21 protein-coding genes and 2 pseudogenes are annotated in these 20536 nt (G+C 46.0%); 8 read left to right on the top strand and 15 right to left on the bottom strand.

Going from position 1 to position 20536, the window contains the following annotated elements:
- The coding region (locus tag ACFFLE_RS03370) for a 5-methylcytosine restriction system specificity protein McrC (protein ID WP_380569742.1) at positions 1–967 on the top strand (967 nt) is incomplete at its 5' end.
- A gap of 232 nt (positions 968–1199) precedes the next feature.
- Here ACFFLE_RS03370 and ACFFLE_RS03365 read toward each other — a convergent pair.
- Positions 1200–2180 carry a hypothetical protein gene (locus ACFFLE_RS03365; RefSeq protein ID WP_380569741.1) on the bottom strand — a complete coding sequence of 327 codons (981 nt, stop codon included), beginning with the start codon at positions 2178–2180 and terminating at the stop codon, positions 1200–1202.
- A gap of 437 nt (positions 2181–2617) precedes the next feature.
- Between ACFFLE_RS03365 and ACFFLE_RS03360 the strand changes: the two genes are divergently transcribed.
- Both ACFFLE_RS03360 and ACFFLE_RS03355 read left to right on the top strand, forming a co-directional pair.
- A complete protein-coding gene (locus ACFFLE_RS03360; RefSeq protein ID WP_380569746.1) occupies positions 2618–3469 on the top strand; it encodes a YitT family protein in 852 nt (283 codons plus the stop codon).
- A gap of 107 nt (positions 3470–3576) precedes the next feature.
- Positions 3577–3771: pseudogene (locus tag ACFFLE_RS03355) on the top strand (FAD-dependent oxidoreductase); the annotation flags it as partial.
- Here the strand turns inward: ACFFLE_RS03355 and ACFFLE_RS03350 are convergent.
- The 3 genes from ACFFLE_RS03350 to ACFFLE_RS03340 form a co-directional block, all read right to left on the bottom strand.
- The gene (locus tag ACFFLE_RS03350) at positions 3712–4371 is read right to left on the bottom strand and encodes an MFS transporter (RefSeq protein ID WP_380569745.1); all 660 of its coding nucleotides are present in this window, start codon (positions 4369–4371) and stop codon (positions 3712–3714) included. The pseudogene ACFFLE_RS03355 and the gene ACFFLE_RS03350 sit on opposite strands and share 60 nt — an antisense overlap.
- Positions 4372–4676: 305 nt before the next feature.
- Entirely contained in the window at positions 4677–4901 is a 225-nt protein-coding gene (locus tag ACFFLE_RS03345; RefSeq protein ID WP_380569740.1) for a hypothetical protein, read from the bottom strand.
- Positions 4902–6146: 1245 nt separating this feature from the next.
- On the bottom strand, positions 6147–6446 hold the full coding sequence (locus ACFFLE_RS03340) for a TIGR04104 family putative zinc finger protein (RefSeq protein WP_380569739.1): 300 nt from the start codon (positions 6444–6446) through the stop codon (positions 6147–6149).
- A gap of 271 nt (positions 6447–6717) precedes the next feature.
- On the opposite strand from ACFFLE_RS03340, the gene ACFFLE_RS03335 reads away from it, so the two are divergent.
- Complete coding sequence (locus ACFFLE_RS03335; RefSeq protein WP_380569744.1) at positions 6718–7293, top strand: DUF554 domain-containing protein; 576 nt, start codon at positions 6718–6720, stop codon at positions 7291–7293.
- A gap of 59 nt (positions 7294–7352) precedes the next feature.
- Here the strand turns inward: ACFFLE_RS03335 and nhaC are convergent, their stop codons facing one another.
- From nhaC to ACFFLE_RS03315, 4 genes are all read right to left on the bottom strand, one after another.
- On the bottom strand, positions 7353–8777 hold the full coding sequence (nhaC, locus tag ACFFLE_RS03330; protein ID WP_344701779.1) for a Na+/H+ antiporter NhaC: 1425 nt from the start codon (positions 8775–8777) through the stop codon (positions 7353–7355).
- A 30-nt stretch (positions 8778–8807) separates the two neighbouring features.
- Positions 8808–9893 (bottom strand): NAD/NADP octopine/nopaline dehydrogenase family protein, encoded by a 1086-nt coding sequence (locus ACFFLE_RS03325; protein ID WP_380569738.1) that lies wholly within the window; start codon positions 9891–9893, stop codon positions 8808–8810.
- A 432-nt stretch (positions 9894–10325) separates the two neighbouring features.
- Positions 10326–11297 (bottom strand): YsnF/AvaK domain-containing protein, encoded by a 972-nt coding sequence (locus ACFFLE_RS03320; protein WP_380569737.1) that lies wholly within the window; start codon positions 11295–11297, stop codon positions 10326–10328.
- A 149-nt stretch (positions 11298–11446) separates the two neighbouring features.
- Positions 11447–11671, bottom strand: coding sequence for a hypothetical protein (locus tag ACFFLE_RS03315; RefSeq protein ID WP_344701784.1), 225 nt, complete (start codon positions 11669–11671; stop codon positions 11447–11449).
- Positions 11672–11813: 142 nt separating this feature from the next.
- Here ACFFLE_RS03315 and ACFFLE_RS03310 point away from each other — a divergent pair, with 142 nt between their 5' ends.
- Positions 11814–12704 (top strand): patatin-like phospholipase family protein, encoded by an 891-nt coding sequence (locus ACFFLE_RS03310; protein ID WP_344701786.1) that lies wholly within the window; start codon positions 11814–11816, stop codon positions 12702–12704.
- 54 nt (positions 12705–12758) lie between these two features.
- On the opposite strand, the pseudogene ACFFLE_RS03305 reads toward ACFFLE_RS03310, so the two are convergent.
- Positions 12759–12973, bottom strand: a pseudogene (locus ACFFLE_RS03305) (hexameric tyrosine-coordinated heme protein).
- Between the two features lie 229 nt (positions 12974–13202).
- On the opposite strand from ACFFLE_RS03305, the gene ACFFLE_RS03300 reads away from it, so the two are divergent.
- The gene (locus tag ACFFLE_RS03300) at positions 13203–13466 is read left to right on the top strand and encodes a YbyB family protein (RefSeq protein ID WP_344701790.1); all 264 of its coding nucleotides are present in this window, start codon (positions 13203–13205) and stop codon (positions 13464–13466) included.
- Positions 13467–13535: 69 nt separating this feature from the next.
- Here ACFFLE_RS03300 and ACFFLE_RS03295 read toward each other — a convergent pair whose 3' ends face one another.
- On the bottom strand, positions 13536–14309 hold the full coding sequence (locus tag ACFFLE_RS03295; RefSeq protein WP_344701792.1) for a CHAD domain-containing protein: 774 nt from the start codon (positions 14307–14309) through the stop codon (positions 13536–13538).
- 174 nt (positions 14310–14483) lie between these two features.
- Between ACFFLE_RS03295 and ACFFLE_RS03290 the strand changes: the two genes are divergently transcribed.
- Together ACFFLE_RS03290 and ACFFLE_RS03285 are read left to right on the top strand one after the other, a co-directional pair.
- Positions 14484–15614, top strand: coding sequence for an NADH-dependent flavin oxidoreductase (locus tag ACFFLE_RS03290; protein ID WP_344701841.1), 1131 nt, complete (start codon positions 14484–14486; stop codon positions 15612–15614).
- A 74-nt stretch (positions 15615–15688) separates the two neighbouring features.
- Positions 15689–15976: a 4a-hydroxytetrahydrobiopterin dehydratase gene (locus ACFFLE_RS03285; protein ID WP_380569736.1), complete on the top strand. Its 288-nt coding sequence runs from the start codon at positions 15689–15691 to the stop codon at positions 15974–15976.
- 172 nt (positions 15977–16148) lie between these two features.
- On the opposite strand, the gene phoU is transcribed toward ACFFLE_RS03285, so the two are convergent.
- The 5 genes from phoU to ACFFLE_RS03260 all read right to left on the bottom strand — a co-directional run bounded on the left by phoU (position 16149) and on the right by ACFFLE_RS03260 (position 20529).
- Complete coding sequence (gene phoU / locus ACFFLE_RS03280; RefSeq protein ID WP_344701796.1) at positions 16149–16805, bottom strand: phosphate signaling complex protein PhoU; 657 nt, start codon at positions 16803–16805, stop codon at positions 16149–16151.
- On the bottom strand, positions 16802–17650 hold the full coding sequence (gene pstB, locus ACFFLE_RS03275) for a phosphate ABC transporter ATP-binding protein PstB (protein WP_380569735.1): 849 nt from the start codon (positions 17648–17650) through the stop codon (positions 16802–16804). Before pstB ends, phoU begins: the two co-directional genes overlap by 4 nt.
- A gap of 15 nt (positions 17651–17665) precedes the next feature.
- Positions 17666–18544, bottom strand: coding sequence for a phosphate ABC transporter permease PstA (pstA, locus tag ACFFLE_RS03270; RefSeq protein WP_344701800.1), 879 nt, complete (start codon positions 18542–18544; stop codon positions 17666–17668).
- A gap of 1 nt (position 18545) precedes the next feature.
- Positions 18546–19475, bottom strand: a complete 930-nt coding sequence (pstC, locus tag ACFFLE_RS03265) for a phosphate ABC transporter permease subunit PstC (protein ID WP_344701843.1) — start codon at positions 19473–19475, stop codon at positions 18546–18548.
- Between the two features lie 70 nt (positions 19476–19545).
- Complete coding sequence (locus ACFFLE_RS03260; protein ID WP_380569734.1) at positions 19546–20529, bottom strand: phosphate ABC transporter substrate-binding protein PstS family protein; 984 nt, start codon at positions 20527–20529, stop codon at positions 19546–19548.
- Positions 20530–20536 lie beyond the last annotated feature (7 nt).

Below are 20536 nucleotides of genomic sequence, written 5' to 3'. Positions count from 1 at the left end.
CCCCCAGCTTAGAAATAAAAAGAGATCCTACGTTAGAGGAAGAAATCAACACACTTCACTGGGGAGAACCGAATATAAAGTGCATCATCATAATGACACTAACATCAAAGGTACCATTGATTTCAAAAGACACTTAAAAAAGAACACCCCTTTTTTAGGGAAAGTGGCCTATAATACACGGGAATTCAGTCATGAAAACCATATGATCCATTTGATCAGATATACGATAGAATTCATTAAAAGAAGACGTGACTTGAGAAAAGTCCTCTACATGAATGACACTACAAAAGAAAATATACGCGTCATTGAAGAAAATTCACTGCAATTTGATTTCGAGCATATGTCGAAGATTATCCATCAGAACATCAGGAAACCAATACGGCACGGATATTTCTTTGAATATCAAGCTTTACAGAGATTGTGCATTGCGATACTGAGAATACAATCCTCTCATTTCAGGAAGCACTCAAATAATGAAGTCTATGGCATCCTATTTGACGGGGCTTGGTTGTTTGAGGAGTATGTAAATACAATAATCGGAGATCAATTTCTGCACCCGCAAAATACGAAAGGCCTTGGACGCCATTATCTCTTCAATGCCGGCAATGGACTGATTTACCCCGATTTTATAAGTAGGGATGAGATGCAACCGAGAGTCGCAAATGCTAAGTACAAGCCTAATAGAAACATTCATGGCCGAGACTACTTACAGCTAGTCGCTTACATGCATCGCTTTGAAGCAACTGAAGGGTATTTCATCTATCCTTTCCAGGAAACATTAAATAATAATCAAGATAAAACATTGTTCTTATTAAGCGGCGTAGAGAAAGTTTCAATAAGAGAACCTAGAATAAATATAATTAAATCAGGCATTCGAATCCCAAGCCAAGCGCTTGATTTTAAGAATTTCGAAGAGAGTATGAAGGAAGAAGAAATGAAATTAAGAAATAGGATGACAGCAATGTGATTATCAGAGTGGTGTCAAACAAGGAGTTTGCATCGTTACTGGTCGATTCTGGAGTCGTCATCACTAATGAGATATTCGAGGATAATAATTGATGAGTGCTTTATCATGCTTCATATTTTAAGAGTTTCCTTCCATTTTATATTGAGAGCCCCCATAAGGTTGAACTCAAAAATTCAACTTTATGGGGGCTTTTAGCTTAATTTTAGGAAAAATTAATTGCTATGAAAATCAATTATCTGATATAGAAATTACTATACAATTCATCGCCGAATGGGTTGATTTGCTTTGATACTATATAGGAGGAGAAGTTAAGGTATTCATCATTCAGTAAAAATGGCAAGGTTGTGAATACATCGAATTCATATTGTTCACCATTTATGAATGCCTCGTATATATCATCGTACTCTTCCTTGAAATATTCTCTCGAAATGATCATAGAAGGCCGATATCCCCTACCTTCAACTCTGACTTTATTTTTAAATCTTACAGCGATCACCAACTCATTGCGTGTCTCCGCCAAATAGGCTCTACCAGTATAAATCGTCAGTGTCTCCTTGAGATGCTGGTCGGCGTGGAGGACATTGTCCTCGATGCCTGTAAACATTTCACGGATTGGGATGGCATCACCAACACTTTGGTTGATGATGCGAAAGTCCGGGTCATCAACATAAAGTTCTGCATGTTGCTGTAATGTACTTAGTCGGTGCATGACCCCTTTCTTCTTTTTAGATTTTTCTCCCTCCCCATCTGCCTGCAAACTATTCCCACTCTTTACCCGACTCGTGCCACTGACATTGTTTTTGGTGCTGTAAGTGGTCGGTGGTGCGAATCCATTTAACCGTGACAGACTGGAAATCGTCCGCCCACTTGAAAAATGGCTGGCATAGCTTTCGCTTTCCCTGGATTTTGCTTCTTCTTTGCCCCTATTGTCGGGATGGTGCTTACAGTCTATTGTATGTAGATTGATCACCCTTGATTGATCCACAAACGTTGGCTGATTGACATGTATCTCTTTGATTGAACGGCAAGTGAGCGGGGCGGTGCATCCAGCGGTTGGACATACGAAATTTTTATTGCTTTTTATCTTATCGGGGTAAAGGGTTTTTGCCGTGATTGCGGTTACTTTAACATCACCATCATCGCGTGTCGTCTTTAGGTATTCCAAGGCATCATCATCCGTAGGGATGGCCAGTTGAATAATTCTACTGTTCATATCGATCACCTCATGTACAAATAAGTATTACCTTCTCATCTTTATTTTACCATTCATGAAATTTTTATAGAAATCAGTCTTTTACTTATACACTATCACATTATATCCTTTAATTTTCTCTTATATCCCTTCTCCATTATGCAACATTTTTATCGTTCCACCTCACCTCTGCATATAATTTCATCGCACTTCCATTCTCCTTGCACAGCATTAAAAATCCCCGTTTTTTCGGGAAAACGCTTACCTTAATAATCCCCCAAACCCCTTGCCAGCCGTGGGTTCAAGTAGATAGATTTCTGTTTATTAGGACTAATAGCAAAAGAGTTGTAATATGCCATCATTATCTAGTATTATGAATCGGTGCTATTCAAGTGGCATACAAAAGGAGGGTTAATATGATAGGTCTTAAAAAATTGGGGAAAATGAATTTCGAGAAGATGCGGTTATTCATGTCACCGGTCTTCACGGTGCAGACGTTGTTGAACATCGCTGCTGTGATCATCGGTTCGTTCCTTTTTTCTGTAGGCGTCAATGCCTTCATGATTTCGGGCAACCTTGGGGAAGGTGGCGTCACGGGCCTGGCCATCATACTCCTGTATGCATTTGACATTTCGCCGGCCATTTCGACTTTGGTACTGAATGGCATCCTGCTTCTGGTGGGCTTCAGATACCTTTCAAGACGGGCGATGTACTACACGATATTCGCCGTCATCCTGATGTCGTTCTTCCTCGGGCTGACTGAGCCGATCACACTTCAGACGGATGAAGTGATGCTGAACGTCATCTTCGGCGGCCTGTTCATCGGGATGGGGAACGGCCTCGTCATACGGATCGGCGCGACGACGGCGGGGTCTGCGATACTGGGCCGGATCGCCCACAAATATCTGGATGTAAAGATCGCAAATGCCGTCCTCGCATTTGACCTCGTGGTCATCCTGCTCAGCTTGACGGTCCTGTCGGTCGAAAAAGTACTGTTGACCATCGTGGCCATGTATATCGCGGTGAAGGTGATGGACTTCATCATAGAAGGGATGAATCCTAAAAAGGCCATCACCATCATCTCCAAGCATCCCGAAATGCTCGGCAGGCTGATCAACAGTGAAATCGGCCGCGGCGTGACGATGATGAGCGGCAAAGGATTCTATGCCCGCGAGGAGAACGACATCCTCTACGTCGTCATCAACAAAAACAAACTGACCCGCCTCAAACGGCTCATCAAGAAATATGATGAAAATGCGTTTGTCGTGGTGAATGATGTCAACAGTGTCCTTGGCAGTTCGTTCGTATAAAATAGACGCAGCACCTCTGGGGGTTAGCCCCGGGGTGCTGTTTTTATATAACTTTTTAGGTCGATTGCAAGACAGAATGGGTATAGTGGTTTAACACCCCTCATCCAATGGAGGTGAGATATATGACAACACCAGTATTGATCGTCGGTGCGGGGCCGACGGGGCTTGCGCTCGCCGTCGGTCTCGAGAAGCATAACGTCCCTTTCCGCATCATCGAACAAGATAAAGCCCCGGGCTCGACTTCAAGAGCGATCGCCGTCCATGCACGGACGCTCGAATTCTACCGGCAGTTCGGTCTGGCTGAACGATTGACAGAAGCGGGCATTGTGGAAGATGCCATCCATATCCATAAAGATAAAAAGGAAGTGGGGCAAATCCCGCTTGGAAACATGGGTCGGGGCATTACGCCCTACCCCTATCTGTTGAGCCTGGCCCTGTGCGTATTCGAGATCCTGCGCCTGGACGCCTTTTATCGCCCATACTGCCGTCATCGATACGACTGCCGTAAATATAATGTAGAGTGATACGGGCACACTCGAGCCGTTGAACTGGTTCATCAGGAACTGGACAATCAATGGTGCAGAGCCCCCTGCCAGTGCCGCGCCGATCTGATACCCGATTGTCACACCGGTATAGCGCACCTCCCGGCTGAATGCTTCAGAGAACATCGTGCCAAGCACCGCGGTGATCGGTGGCCAGATTACGGTGAGACCGATCAGAGTTGCGATGATGACAAGTATCGGTTCGGGCGTGTTGACGATCAGGAAATACGGGAACGCATAGACCAACATGGTAAATGAACCGATCAAAAACATCTTGCGGCGCCCCACCTTATCGGATAGCTTTCCCATCACCGGTATCATGAGCGTCGTCAGGAATACCGCGATGACGATTGATATCATCATAAATTCAAACGATACATCAAGTTGACTGGTCCCATATCCGACGATGAATGTAGTGAATATATAGAAAGGCCCCGTTTCAACGAACTTTGCACATGAAGTGATCAGTACTTCTTTCGGATGACGCTTGAATGTTTCGATCAAAGGTAGCTTCTGTACGGATTGTGTCTTCTTCGCTTCCTGGAAAGCAGGCGTCTCGTCCAGATCCTTACGGATCCACAGGCCGAACCCGACCAGCAGCAGACTCAACACGAACGGCACACGCCACCCCCATGTCTCAAACGCTTCCGGCGACAACAGTCCCGTCAATATGAAAAAGCTCGTGTATGCCAAGGCCTTGGATGAGCCGGAGCACCATCAGCAGAATCGGTGCCATAAGGCCGATCTGTCCATATGTAGGCAAACATCGTCGAAACGACTGGATCATCGGTTACGAAGAACTGGTTGTTGAAGACGATTGTGGCCACTGCCGCATACAGGAAGAAATCAAACCATTCGATCGATGACCCGACCAGACTCGCGACCAGCACCTTCCTCCTTAATTTTTATCCATTTCCATACCCCTCTCCCCTTAAATTTCACATCAGATATTAACTTATCATAATATTCTTTAAATTACCACATTCATTGAATGCTCCGGAAATTTTACTATGAAAGGAAATGGTCTAGTATTACTTTTAACCATTTTTCGATAGTTCCATACCGTGTGCATTCTTTACTATGTCAAGAAACTGTTTGGTAAAACCACCTGAATAAATAAAAAAAGCCGGTGGACAGAGACCTTACGGCTTCCGTTACCGACAACACTTGAATTATTAGGTTTTTTTCGATTCCGTCCCACGAAAATTGTTTAATTGAATATTATCTGTTGAGAATAATTTTACCGAGAGTATAAATGCTTGTACTGAAGATTCCGGCACCTAGAAGGAATAAAAATACCAATCCACCAAAGAAGAATAACGTTTGCATAGTCAAAATCCCCCTTTTATTATTAATTATCTCTTACCATGCTTTAGAGTTTTGAAACAAATACTTGTGGCAAGTGTTTTTTATGTATAAAATATTAATAGAAGATACAATTTGGAATCCATAAGAACGTGTAGAATATTTAAATCTCAATCCTTTAAATCATCACTAGATGGAAATTTCTTATTCAAAAATTTCGTGAAATAAAACTGAATGATAACAACAATAAATAGAGTAATGATGAATTTCACAAAATCATCCATTATTTCAGGAACAAAGAATAATACACACGTATATATAATAGGTAACGCCAAATTTAACCAAGCTTTCTTATTTTCATTCGTCATAAAGTATATCCTTTCGCTTTCTTATGTTATAGAGTTGTTGATATATACCTTCGCAAAATTGGAACAAAGGCATTTTTCTATTTTGCTCAAACCATCCACGAGAAATAATTTCTCATCAACATTAAAAAAGGAGTATTCTATGCTTTTCATATTGAGACTCATCTTTGCAGGTATCACTGCTACATTTTCTTTGTGGGTACTAATCACCGATAACAATCAATTGATGCCGTGGGCCTTTATAGCGATGGCCATGCTATTCCTGACAATCGCAATTGATGACTACATAAAAGGATACAAGAAAATAAGCATCTTATTTCTTGCTGCCTTTGTATATATTATATTTACTTCTATTTATATCTTTTAGTAAGAGCGTAAAATATCTTGTGTAAATGAATAGATGGAAAAAGAACCCTTTATTTTAAAATCAAGCTGTCAATTCCAATCCCAAAAATATAAAACACCTCAAAATGGATGTTCCTCTTCATTCGATAGTTCAACAAAAAAAGGATATATTATAGCTGCTAGAGGCATTACGACTAAAATGGCGAATAAGACAATATAAGAAGATCCAAAGAAAAGATTACCTAACAAAATTAAAAAAATCACTATAGGCATAATTAGGGTGCTTCTTTTTCTCATCTGTGCTGTAAGGTACTGTTTCTCCCCACAATATGGACAAATCATTCCACCGATTAATATAAACGACCGCTTAAAGGTCTGCTTCCAACTCCATTTACTACCACAATTTTGGCAAGTCGGCATCGTTGTCTCCTCCCTTCCGCTCATTTCTAACCGCTTCCTTTATTCACTTCAGCTAAAATCCTTTTGACATTCAATTCCTAGAATAATATAATTATACGAATTAACAAAATGGCGCTCAAGCCGCTTTACATCAATGAAATGAGGAAATTACATGCTGTCTCTGCTCGGCTCCGCCGTAAACGTACTGGCCATCATCACCGGAAGCTTCATCGGACTGTTCTGGCGCAACATCAACGAGAATATGAAAACCACCATCATCTAGGGGCTATCCATTACAGTCATCGTCCTGGGCATTGATATGGCCATGGAGAGCAAACGCCTCATCATTGTCGTAATCAGTATAGCGTTCGGCGCCATGCTTGGGGAGAAATGGCAGATTGAAGAAAAGATGAACCACTTCGGCGTCTGGCTGGAAACGAAGACCGGCGCGAAAGAAGGTGGTGTGGCGGCGGCGTTCGTCACAGCGACGCTCGTCTATGTCGTCGGTGCGGTCGGCATCGTCGGGGCATTGGACAGTGGCCTGCGTGGCGATCATACGCTGCTGTTCACAAAGTCGTTGATAGATGGAATCTTCTCCATCTTCCTCACCTCGACACTCGGCATCGGCATCATATTTTCTGCCCTACCGGTGTTTTTGTTCCAAGGATCCATCACCCTGTTTGCAGCCCAGATCGACCGCTTCATCCCGCCTGAAATGATGGCGCAGTTCATCGCCCAGATAACCGGGGTCGGCGGCATCATGATCATCGCCATCGGCATCAGGCTGCTCGGTATCGTCAACAACCGGGTGGCCAATATGCTGCCGGCCATCCCGATCATCATGTTGCTCGTCTTCATCCTATACTAATGTTAATACTAAAAGGCGCCATCTAAAATATTAGATGGCGCCTTTTGATTGTGTCATTCCTAACGCGATCCAGCAGTGGCCTGATCGTCCGCTTTCGCAATGCCGATGCCGGTCTTGGCATTGATCATTGCGAATACGACACATAAGTAGCAGGGAATTGCCCAGATCCAATAATCTGCGACACTCACGCCGAGAATCTCCCAGTAGTAGATGCCGGAGACGCCCCACGGTACGAATGGCAGCAGCATGGTGCCTGAATCCTCTAGTGTCCGCGACAAGTTTTTGGCATGCAACCCCTGCTTGGCATACGCATCCTGCAGGAGCACACCCACCATGATAATGGAGATCGAAGCGACACCGGCTGTGAATACAATGATTGCACTGCCGAGTATCGTCACACCCACCAGCTGCCATGTGGAGTGGATGAGGCGTGAAAAACTCTCGAGGATCTTATCCAGGCAGCCTGCCGCCTCAACGATGCCGGCGAAAGCATACCCACAAAAGATCGTCACTACAATCGTCGTCATGGAAAATATTCCGCCGCGCGCAATCAGCGTCGTCGCGTTTTCGGACAAAGCTGCCGCATCGAAGCCTGATGCTTTTATCATATCAGTACTGAAGCCGTTCGCCATCGCAGTAAACCCATCGACGAGTGCGAAGCCGTTGGAGAACATCCCGATGAAGACCGCTACCAGCGACGACAAAAGCATCATCGGCACAACAGGTTTTTGGGTGAAAGCCCCCCATAAAATGATGATGAACGGAATGAGCATGAACAGGTTCCAATTGTAGACCATATCCAACTCACCCAGTAATCCTTGCACATTGTCGGCAGACGGTGAACCATACTCCGTATTGACCCCTACGAAGAACCACACGGTGAGCCCGACGATTGATGCCGGTACCGTCGTCCAGAGCATATGCTTGATGTGATCAAAGAGGTTAACTTCGACGACAAGGGGCGCAAGATTGGTCGTATCCGACAGCGGGGATAGTTTATCGCCAAATACACCACCGGAGATGACCGCACCTGCGGCCATGGCCAAGGAGACATCCAATTCAGCCGCAATCCCCATCAGAGCGACACCTGCAGTCGCTGTGGATCCCCAGGCCGTACCGGTGGCGACGGATACTACCGCCACAATGACGAAGGCCGTGACAAGAAAATAGGTCGGATTGATCATCTGCAGACCGTAGTAGATCATCATCGGCACTGTGCCGGCGTAGATCCAAGTGCCAATGATGATGCCGACAGAAAACAAAATGAATATTGCCGGCATCGCCGTTTTGAGCCGGAGGATGATGCCCTCTTCCATCTCCCTCCACGACAATCCGACACGCAGCGCGATGAGTGCTGCATAGGCTGCTGCAACCAGCAGCAACGGCTGGATCGGGATGCCGAAGTAGCCGAATCCGACTCCGACGACCAAACCTAAAATTATAAAACATGATATGGATTCGAAAAATGTTGGTGCACGCTTCATATATCCTGCTCCTTTATCTGTTGCGTTATTTTATACACTCCTGATCAGCTCTTCTGCTGATTGTCCTGAAAAGCCAAGGCTGTCCAAGGTAAGTCCACTTTCGTAAAAATCTTCATCAAGCAAGGTCGAGCCTAAAGTGATGATGGCATCAATGTTCGGGGTTGCAACACCAGCTGCTTTCGCCATCCCTGACCATAATACGAGGCCACTTGAAATATCTTCGGTAAAATATCTGGAGTTTATGGAAACCGGCCCTTTTATATTGGAGTACACCTCGCTCGTATTGAACAGTTCTTTGAGTGTCCGGCCATCATCCTCGAAGTAACCCCGGTTCGCCCTACTCTCTGTCGCATCTTCCAAGTGATATCCAAATGCCTTGCCGATCGCCATCCGTTCATCCTCGACCGCCTTCAGCAGTTTGACTGTATGCTCGGTGATCCCTTCCTTATACAGCCAGAATTCGCCTTCCGAATAATCAATCCTGCCCGCATTCAATAGAGCAGGACCAGGATGCACTTCAGGATTGCCATTCTCCAATGCTGCATGCCAGCTGCTTTCAGCCGGCACAAGGCAGTCATACAATTGTGAACAGACATCCAGCAGTTCATCTGTCTTCGAGCTCGGGTATGCAGCAAGGAATACTTTTTTGACGTACAGGGAGACTTCGACCCGTGCCGCTTCCGGGAACGCCTGCGTGCCATATGTAAGCGAATTGGTCTCGGCAATGTTGAATGACTTGTCGATGCCAAGCTGTCGGGCCCTATTCACAAATCTGCCAGCCCCCATCGCGCCTGCACCATTGATCAGTATCACCTGTTTTTCCGTAACCACTGGCGCAAGCTGCTCCGCTATGTTCTCAACCGCAAAACCAGGCACGGTCAGCATGATGACATCCGCTCCCGCAACTGCTCTTTCAATGTCTGCAGTGACGTTGGAAAACGGCATAAGACGCTCTCCCTTATCGTCCTTCAGGGTGATGCCTCCATTCTTTTCGATTGCTGACAAATCATCTGTGAACCCCGTCGCGCCGAACAATGAAACCTCGAACCCCCTATCAGTAAGATCTGCAGCTGCAGTAATTCCGCCGTTCCCGGCACCAATGATTGAAACCTTCATGATATCTCCATCCCTTTCTTCAAAATATCCATAACCATATTGCCTATTGATGAAATATAAGACATTTTAGGCCATCCTATATCCTACATCAGAGGGTTACCGAACAATGCAATCAAAATAAATGCAATAATCATTCCCAAAATGAAGGTTAAAATGAGCTTCAGCATTTTCATAAACAGTCCCCCTTGTAATGTAATTAATATAAAATTCAGTCCTTATATGTTTTAAGCTTAAATGTCCTTGCGAAAACAATCAACGGTTATCTGTATGTTGAAGCGGCACATGTATATGACAATTTGATTCTCAAGTCGCTAGAGAGTAGACTCCGCATTGGCGAGTATGCCCTAATAAGTTCCAGAATATAAGTATAGTCACTACGTTATACAAAAAATACGGCCCAAGAGCAATGCCCCAGGGCCGTGATTTCTCTTATTATATTCTGTCGTTTCTTCCTTTGTTGTCATCGTAGTCAAAATCGGACTGTCTTCCATCTGCTCTATCTCTGTCCAAGTCTTTATCCAAGCCGCGATCCCTATCCAGTCCGCGGTCTTCTGTGTCTTCCTGGATGTCGACATCTTCATGGCGCACATCTTCAGAAACATGTTCAGTATCTTTGACTTTATCTTTTTTGATGACGACTTCTTCGGATACTACGCTCTCTTTATCGACATTGACGCGTTCTTCATTGACTGGCACGCGGACGGATTCATCACTGTCTGTGAAATCACCGTCGGCTGGACGCCCGTCATCCACTTTGCGTCTTTCAACTGTCACTTCTTCACGCTCGACAGGCACTTCGAATTCCTGACGTTCAGTCTCGACATGTTTATCTACGTTGACTTCACCTGTCTGCACATTATCTTTTTCGACATTGAGACGTTCTTCACGCAGTTCCATGGTGGCTTCATCGTCATGATTCCGGTCTTTGCGGTCTGCATCGAATCCGGCACCAGGCTTGTCACCCAGGTTATCATCTTCGCGATCGACGCCAGGTGTAAGGCCCGCTCCCGCAGCACCTACAGTGCCGCTACCGTAAGCTGCATCATTTCTATTCATGTCACTTCGAGCTGTATCGTTTCTGCTGCCTTCATCTGATACATGGAGTAGAATTTTATCTGCATCCAATGCATCCCGGTATTCACGTTCTTCTGCCGAGGACAGGTTCATGCTGTTGAGTGTCTGATCTTCAGGATCATCCCCAGTGAAGAATGACATCACTTTGTCCCAAGTACTCCCGGTAGAATGTTTGATATTGACGCCGGAATAGGCACTGAATGCACCTCCAGCTTGCAGGTCGCGGTTGGAGACGAGTGTAATATCCTCTTCTGCGACGCCTTCTGCTTTAAGTTCATCAAGTCTCTGTTTTACATCTTGTTCTGTAGGGAGCGCTTCAATCTTACGCATTTTCCATTCCTCCTCGTTACAATTTGCGAGTACCGCGATATGGATATTTTCATATCCGTTCGGCTCATTCAAAGTATACCCGTGACTCCATTCTTAAAACGTCTATCTTTATTTCTGATGGAGATATGACGTCGGAGTGGACGTCTCAGCTATTTATTTTTTCTATCCGACTTATAATCCTTGTTGAAAAAATCATATTTCAGAATATTTTCGAACAGTGTACTTATCAAAATCGGTGGTAGGATTATAATGGATACTACAAAAACCACTGAAAAAGCGCCAGGCGAGGAGGCAAGTATTATTCGAATCACTGAATAGGAGGCAATCACCCAAGTCAGTCCAAGGACTATCGCTGTTATGTTCCATTCACGCATACCAGACCCTCCATGATTATAGTCATTCAAGTGTATCATATTACATTCCTTACCCTTATGGCCTCTTACATGAGAGGCTGCTATCTGATAGAATGGCTTATTATATGCTTGAAACATTTAATAAATAGGTGGGATCGCTTTTATGACGGATACAGGATTGGTGCTTGAAGGTGGCGGTATGCGTGGATTGTATACAGCCGGGGTATTGGAATATTTCATGAGCCGGGGGCTCTACTTTCCTTATGTCATCGGGGTTTCTGCAGGGGCTTGTATGGGCGCCTCATATCTGGCGCGCCAGGAGGACCGCAATCGCAAAGTGAACCTGGACTATATGGATGACAAACGCTATATGTCATTATCGAACTCCATTAAAAAACGCGAACTGTTCGGCATGGACTTCATATTCGATGAAATACCCAATACGCTTGTTCCCTTTGATGTGGAGACATTGATGCAGGAACCGGAAGAGTTTGTCATCGTCGCAACCGATTGCGAGACCGGTGAACCTGCCTACTTCAAAAAAGAGGACTACGACACTTCATCCATCGCCACACTTCTGAGGGCTTCCAGTTCTCTGCCCTTCGTTGCCTCGCGTGTAGAATTTGAAGGCCGCGAACTGCTGGATGGCGGCATCTCCGATTCGATTCCGATCAAAAAGTCGGAAAATGATGGTTTCCCTAAAAATGTCGTCATCCTGACCAAACCGAGGGGATACTATAAAAAGCCGGGCCGGATATCGAAACTCATCAAATATAAAAATCATCCGGCAATCAGCGACAGGCTTGCTACCCGCTACCGTTTCTATAACGAATCGCTCCATTATGTATATAGACAGGAGAAGCATGGTGCAGCCTTCGTCCTCAGCCCTTCCGTGGATTTGAAGGTGGGCCGGGCCGAACGGAAGAAAGAGCGGCTTGAAGCTCTTTATCAACTCGGCTGGGAAGATGCCAAAACCCATTACGATGCACTCCGCTCTTTTCTCAGGCCCACTTCTTCCACCCAGACTCAGAGTGCTCAAGGTAAAACGACATAGTACGACCTCTTAAAAGGCGCATACGATGTATGCGCCTTTTAGACTCTTTTATGCTCATTTCCAATAATCATTGGCAGCAGCAATCGTCTGGTAATGGATCGCAATCACCTGGGATGCCATTGTGAGACTGTCTGCATCTTCTGCGTAGACCGGGCGCAGTTTCTTGCGTACTTCCGCGTCAGCCCTACGCCCTTACGTGCCAACCTCACTGCCGGATCGAATCCCTGCTGCGGTGTCTCTGTCTTTAAACTTGTCAGCCATTCTTCCATAAACGAATCCCCCCCGATATATTTTATGCCTCACCTACATTATATCGAAACCGAGACCTGATTGTAACTTTTCACTATCCCATTTCATGCATAACCGCTGTTGTAGTTGTCGACACATCAGAAAAGATTCGCTATATTTCCATTTTACAGACAATTATGAGATAATAGAATTAACAAATATTGGATGAGAAGTACAGTCATTTTCTCAAATGGAAAGGAAGGATATTTCATGGGGAAAGTTACAAAGTTGATTGGTGCAGCGGGGATTCTGGCAGGAGCTGCCTATCTATCGAAGGAAGAAAACCAGAAAACGGTCAAACGAGGTGTAGACAAGGTCATCAGGAAAGCCAGCACCTGGACGGATGACCCTTATACCATCCAGTTGGGCAAGCCAGACGAAGAGCATGATGCCAACATGGTCGACGAAGGCGCGATGACAAGCGTGCTGTACTATAATGAACTGCGTGAAGAAGCGTCTAAGAAGCAGCAATAAAATAAAGGGGGGAATCCGAACATCGGATTCCCCCCTTTATTTTGACTGCACAATTCGCTCTCTCTAAAGTCATTTAGACTGATTCTCTATCCTGCCCATATAAGCAAACAGCTTCTTCAATTCCTCATTTTTCATTTTGGCACCCAATTCATCGAGCAGTTCGGCGTTGACATGGGCATCCGTGTAATTGCCCAACGCATTCTGGATCTTCTTCATCCTTTTAATGGTCTTCTTATGCTTCTTTCCTGTCAATGGCCTTAAATAACGGGCAGAGTATCTCAACTTCTTCGCTCGCTTCCTGACGTCATGCACTGCATTGTAATCGGTCATATCCAATTCTTCATATTCTTTGATGAGGACAGTTTTTTTCGTTTTGAGCCTGTCAGTGATGTAATCCTCAATACTTGTATCCATTTCGATGGACAACATATCGATTGCCTGCTCGACGGATTCGAGCATTCCATTGAATGCTTCAATATTCGTTTTATTGAATGTCCGCTTCATTTCCCTATTGCGTTCTTCCCGCAGATATTTGAACATATCGTAATAATGCTCACTTAAATCCGGCTGCCTCAATGCGATTGTACTGCACACTTCCGTAAGTACATCCAGTTCCCTAAGCCGGCCGTAAGTCTTTGCGAATGATTTCAATTCCCGATTGATACGATTGTATTCCTTTTCGCCGAATGCATGTTTAAGGAAATGGATGACGCTCCTCAATTTTCTGGTATCTACACGCAATTCATGCACCAATGCCGGATTATACGGATTATTCTCGTAGTCTCTATATGCTTGTTTGATCTTTTTGAGCCGTTTATACAATATCTCCTGAAGTGCTTCCATCCTGTTCCTCCCCTTCCTCTCATGCTTGTCACCATACTATACCCTTTATCCACATAATTACTGCATATCGAGAAGTCCACCTGACAACTGAACAGATGAATTGATAAATATAAATTCGACTTGTATAGTATGTTTTGTTGCAACAAAGAGTAGAATCTGGAGGAAACTTATATGATGACCAAAACATATGAACCATTGTTCGAAACGGTGCAGTTGCCGAACGGCACCGCACTGAGGAATAGATTCGTCCTCGCCCCCCTCACGCATATTTCTTCAAATGCGGATGGTACGGTATCAGAGGCTGAAATCGAATATCTCCGTAAACGCTCCAAAGATGTCGGTCTGGCCCTAACAGCTGCATCGAACGTCACGGGACTCGGCAAAGCGTTCCCAGGCCAGCCGTCAATCGCCCGCGATTCTGATATCGCAGGCATGTCACGTCTTGCAGAAGCAATGAAGGCTGGCGGCGCGAAAGCAATTCTGCAGATCCACCATGGCGGCGCCCAAGCTCTACCCGAGTTGACGCCTGAAGGTGACGCAGCTGCACCAAGCGCAATCACCATGCAAAGCTTCAACGAAAAGGAACCCCACGACGCGCGGGAAATTACACCCGATGAAATCGAATCGACGATAAAAGCATTCGGAGAAGCGACGCGTCGTGCGGTAGAGGCAGGCTTCGACGGCGTTGAAATCCACGGCGCGAACCACTACATCATCCACCAGTTCGTCTCCCCCCACTTCAATAGGCGTACAGATCAATGGGGTGAGGACCGCTACCGCTTCCCGCTGGCAGTGGTTGATGAAGTCATCCAGGCAGCCAAAGAACATGGCAGTGAAGATTTCATCGTCGGCTACAGATTTTCACCAGAAGAACCGGCTGATCCGGGGATCGACATGGAAATCACCAAAACGCTGATCCAGAAACTCATCACCAAACCTCTGGATTATCTCCACGCCTCATTATTCGATGTCCATTCCACAGTGCGTACGGGTAAATATGAAGGCATGAGGCGTATTGACCTACTCCATGAATGGATCGATGGGCGCATGCCATTGATCGGCATCGGTTCCATATTCGAAGCGGATCAGGCAGCGGACGCAATCAAGACCGGGCGTGTCGATCTGCTTGGCCTGGGCCGTGTGCTTCTGCTTGACCATGAATTCGTCCATAAGATTGCACATGGCAAAGAAGATCAGATTACAAATGTGTTCGATCCGGACAGAGCAGACATGCATGACTTGCCGGAACCCCTGTGGCAGCAGCTAAAAAAAGGGTTCTATCCGGTGCCACGTAAAGACCAGTAGGCAGTATAACGATGGTTGTCACCGCCCCTTCCAGGGTAGATACATTGTAGTACTATCTATAAGGAGGCGTCATGATGAGTGATGTTAAAGCCGAAGTCGAGAAACTGCATGACTGGACGCTGGAAGATGAAAAAATCAAACGAACCTTCAAATTCGACCGCTATCTGGATGCCATCTCCTTCGTCGAAAAAATCGGCATCTATGCAGAAAGTGTCCAACACCACCCTAAGATTGTAATCAACCATACCGCAGTTACTGTATCATGGACCACTTTCTCCAAAAAGCAGCTTACTGAAAAAGACATCCAAGGCGGTAAAGCGTGTGAAAACATCTACCGGCTGTATGAAAATGAGATGAAATAAGCCAAAAAGCAATTGCATAGAATTGAACTAACCCCCTCCAGGTCTACAGATGAAATAACACATCTGTAGACCTGGAGGGGGTTCTTTTGTGATAGGCAGATATTCGGTGTACCAAAGAAAAACCATAACCTGAAATTATCGCATAGAAATAGACCCTGGAGGATTCCAGGGCCTATTTCATCTGCTTTCCGCTTTCATGTTTGTCACCTGTCAGTACATAGAAGACATGTTCCGCCATATTTTTTATATGATCTCCGATGCGTTCCAGGTATTTTGCACACAATTGGCTTTGGCCTGTCAGGAAGGCATCGGTCTCCTCAAAGATGTCTGATGTGGTGATCTGGACGAAGAGTGCATCGATGTCTTCATCCCGCATGATGATTTCAGTACAGAGTTCAATATTTTCTGTGTCATAGGCGGTTTTTACATCTGCCAGCATCAACAGTGCGAGGTTTTCCATCGTGGACAGGCGCAACAGCAATCTTTCATTCGTAATGCGTACCCGCTTCCTCACCTCTCCAAGGTTGCTGATGTTGTCGCTGATCCGTTCGAGATCATCCGCCACTTTGATGCTAGAGATGATGAGCCTGAGGTCGGTGGCTACAGGCTGTTGGGTAGTTATCAGATTTATGGCCTGTGTGTTGATCTCCTCTTCCAACCTGTTGATCCTGAAATCATCTGCCACGAGTTTTCTGGCATACTCCGTATTTTGACTTGAAAGGATGTCCGTGCTCCCCCTCAGCCGATTGTAGCACTCGTGGCCGAGTGTGTTTACATTGCCATAGAGCCTTTCCATCTCATCGGAAAACTTTCCACGGTAGACCATCATCCAAACCTTCCGGAAACATAGTCTTCGGTACGCTGATCCTTCGGCTTCTCGAAGATGACGTTCGTCCGGTTATATTCAATGACATGACCCTGGTAGAAGAACGCCGTGCGATCTGATATTCTAGCTGCCTGCTGCATATTGTGTGTCACGATGATGATGCTGTAGTCCTTCTTCAGCTCCTGCATCAAATCTTCGATTTTGGTTGTGGAAATCGGGTCGAGTGCACTTGTCGGTTCATCCATCAGAATGACATCCGGCTCAATCGCCAACGCGCGGGCGATGCAGATTCTCTGCTGTTGGCCGCCGGAAAGCCCATAGGCGTTATCGCTCAGTCTGTCCTTCACTTCATCCCATATGGCAGCACCCTTAAGACTTTTCTCCACCACCTGATCCAGTACCTTTTTGTTGCGGATCCCATGAACACGTGCGCCGTATGCGACATTGTCGTAGATGGATTTCGGGAATGGATTCGGCTTCTGGAATACCATCCCCACTTTTGTGCGCAGTTCCTCCACAGTCAGCGATTTATCGAAGATGCTCTGATCCCTGTAGAGTATATCCCCTTCGGTCCGGACGATGGGCACGAGTTCCACCATGCGGTTCAGAGCTTTAATGAAAGTCGATTTACCGCACCCTGAAGGACCGATGATTGCGGAGATTTCATTCCTGTTGAAGTCAAGGTTGATATTCTGCAGGGCATGATTGTCCCCATACCACAGGTTGAAGTCCTTTGTCTGGAATACCGGTTGGGACTGCTCAACTGGTTTGATACCTGCAGGCCTGCTCTGGGTTATTGGGTCATTTATTATCATATCTTTTTCCTCTTTTACTTTTGTCAAAGTCATATTAAAGCCTCCAGATTAAAAACGCTTAGAGTATTTATTCCTTATATAAACTGCTACGGAGTTCATCAGGAACAGGATGAACAGAAGCACGAGTATCGCTGCCGCTGTAATGGACTGGAATTCTGGATTGGGCATTTTGACCCACGAGAATATCTGCATCGGCAGCGCTGAGAATGTATCGAATACACTTGTCGGTGTAAACAGCAGAATCGTCGGTATGCCGATGACGACGAGGGGAGCCGTTTCCCCGATTGCGCGGGAAAGTGACAAAATTATTCCTGTGATGATCCCCGGTAATGAGGCGGGAAGTATGATTCGGGTAATCGTCTGCCATTTTGTCGCCCCCATGCCAATGGATGCTTCACGTATGGAAGATGGAACCGACCGGATGGCCTCTTGGGAAGCCACAACGATGACGGGCAGGATCATAAGCGACATCGTCAGTGCGGCCGCAAGGACGGAATTCCCGAGTCCGGCCATTCTGACGAACAGCGTAAGGCCGAGTAGACCGAACACAACCGATGGTACCCCAGCGAGATTCGAGATGTTTATCTTTATGAAGCCGGTAAGCTTATTTTTGGGTGCATATTCTTCCAGATAAAGGGCTGTACCTACAGAAAGGATGATTGCGATGGGCGCTGTAGTGCCCATCAGCCATAATGTACCGATAAGTGCGCCTCTGATGCCTGCATTCTCAGGACGGCTCGAGCTGAAGTTCGTGAAAAAGTCAGCCGTCAAGTAGCTCCACCCGTCGATGATAGTATCGATCAACAAGGTTGCCAAAACGACCAGTCCCACCAGGGTGCACAGGAGGAAGATGTACTTCAGCACCTTGTTGAGCATCAGCCTTCCATTCAATCTCTTTCCTATAGACTTTTTATCGATCAATTCCATCTTAATATTCCTCCCTGAATTTCCGTGAGAACCATTGTGCCATCACATTCATCAGCAGTGTGAAGACAAAAAGCGTCATGCCGACGGCGTAGAGGCTGAAGTAGACGTCACTGCCGTAAGTGGCGTCGCCCGAGGCTACTTGAACGATGAAGCCCGTCATCGTCTGTAGGGACTCCATGATGTTCAGGCTTGCATTGGGAGTACTCCCTGCTGCAATCGAAACGATCATCGTCTCGCCGATTGCCCGGGAAACCGCAAGGACAATCGAGGCCATGATGCCCGAAACGGCAGCAGGCAGGACAACCTTGAACACCGTCTCGAGTCTTGTAGAGCCGAGACCGAGTGCCCCTTCCCGAATGGTATTCGGAACGGAGCTCATCGCATCCTCACTCAGGCTTGCAATCATCGGTATGATCATCACTCCGACGACGAGACCTGGACTGATTGCGTTGAAAAGGTTGACTTCAGGCCATACGCCCCTGATCAGAGGAGTGACGAAAGTCAAGGCGAAAAACCCATAAACGACAGTCGGTATGCCGGCAAGGATTTCGAGTATCGGCTTGATTACCCGGCGCACCCGATCGCTTGCATATTCACTTAAATATATGGCAGCCCCAAGGCCAATCGGTACTGCAAAAGCGACTGCAATCACAGTGATTTTCATAGTTCCCATGATCAGGGCAAAAATACCCCACTCAGGGTCAGAGCTGAACGCAGACCATTCGGTCGAAGTCAGGAATTCCACCGGGGAGACCCGGGTGAAGAACATTACCGTCTCTGACAGTAATGTTATAAGGATACCTATGGTCGTCAATACGGATACCGACGTGATGAGAAGTAAGATGATCGGCACTGCCTTCTCCATAAAGACTGTACTCCGTCTGCCCTTTTTATTGTCTATCATTTCACGAATATTATAATCACTCATAATGAACCTCGTTTCAAAATGCTTTAAACTGGACGGGGACTTCCCGTCCAGTTGCTTTTATTGTGCCAAATACCTACTTGAATGCTTCGAGCTTGTCCTTCTGTTCCTTCATTTCATCTTCAGTCAGTGCAACATATCCTGCCTCTTCCGCTGCAGATGAAGCATTGTTCAGAGTGTATTCCATGAACTGCATGAACGATTCGTTATTTTCAAAGGATTCATCCTTGGCGTATACAAACAGTGGACGTGACAACGGATATTCATAGCTCATGACAGTCTCTTCTTTGACTTCAACAGGCTCTTCACTTTCCGTACCTTGAATCGGAACACCTTTCAGATTTTCCTGGTTCACCATGTAGTAGTTATATCCGAAGAATCCAATCGCACCTTCGCTGCTTGCCACGGATTGGGAGATGACGTTCGTGTCCTGGTTCAATTCAGCTGTGATATCGCCATCTTCCATGACCGCTTCCTTGAAGAAGTCGTGTGTGCCGTGTGACTGGTCCGGTGCATAAGCTGTTATTTCTTCATCAGGGAATTCATCACGGACATCGCTCCAAGTTTCAGCTTCGCCATTGTAGATCGTCTGCAGCTCTTCGAAAGTCAGGTAGTCGACGAAATCATTCTCCGTATTGACTGCAACCGTCAGGCCGTCATTCGCAACTTTAAATTCTGTAAAGTCGATGCCTGCCTTTTCCAGCTCAGAAACTTCCTCTTCCTTGATTTCACGGGATGCGTTCTGAAAGTCCGTCTCACCGGCTACAAACTTCTCAAAACCGCCACCTGTACCGGAGACACCGATGGAAACCTGGACTTCTGGGTACTCAGCGTTGAAATCTTCGTTTATCAGTTCAAGAATCGGGGCTACTGTTGAAGATCCGTCGCCGGAGATGCTGCCTGATGCAGAAGCTTCTGCATCTGTACTGGCTTCGGAACCATCTCCGCTTCCGTCCCCTGTGCTTCCTTCAGATGGATCACTTGCATTGCCCCCTCCGCACGCTGCCAGAATGAATACTAGGCTCATCAGCAATGCAGCCATAAAGATACTCTTTTTCATTACCCGA

This window comes from Salinicoccus siamensis (assembly GCF_042429615.1).
Classification (GTDB): Bacteria; Bacillota; Bacilli; order Staphylococcales; family Salinicoccaceae; genus Salinicoccus; species Salinicoccus siamensis.
The sequence above is the reverse complement of the archived record's forward strand: the minus strand, read 5'-3'. Positions and strand labels throughout refer to the sequence as shown.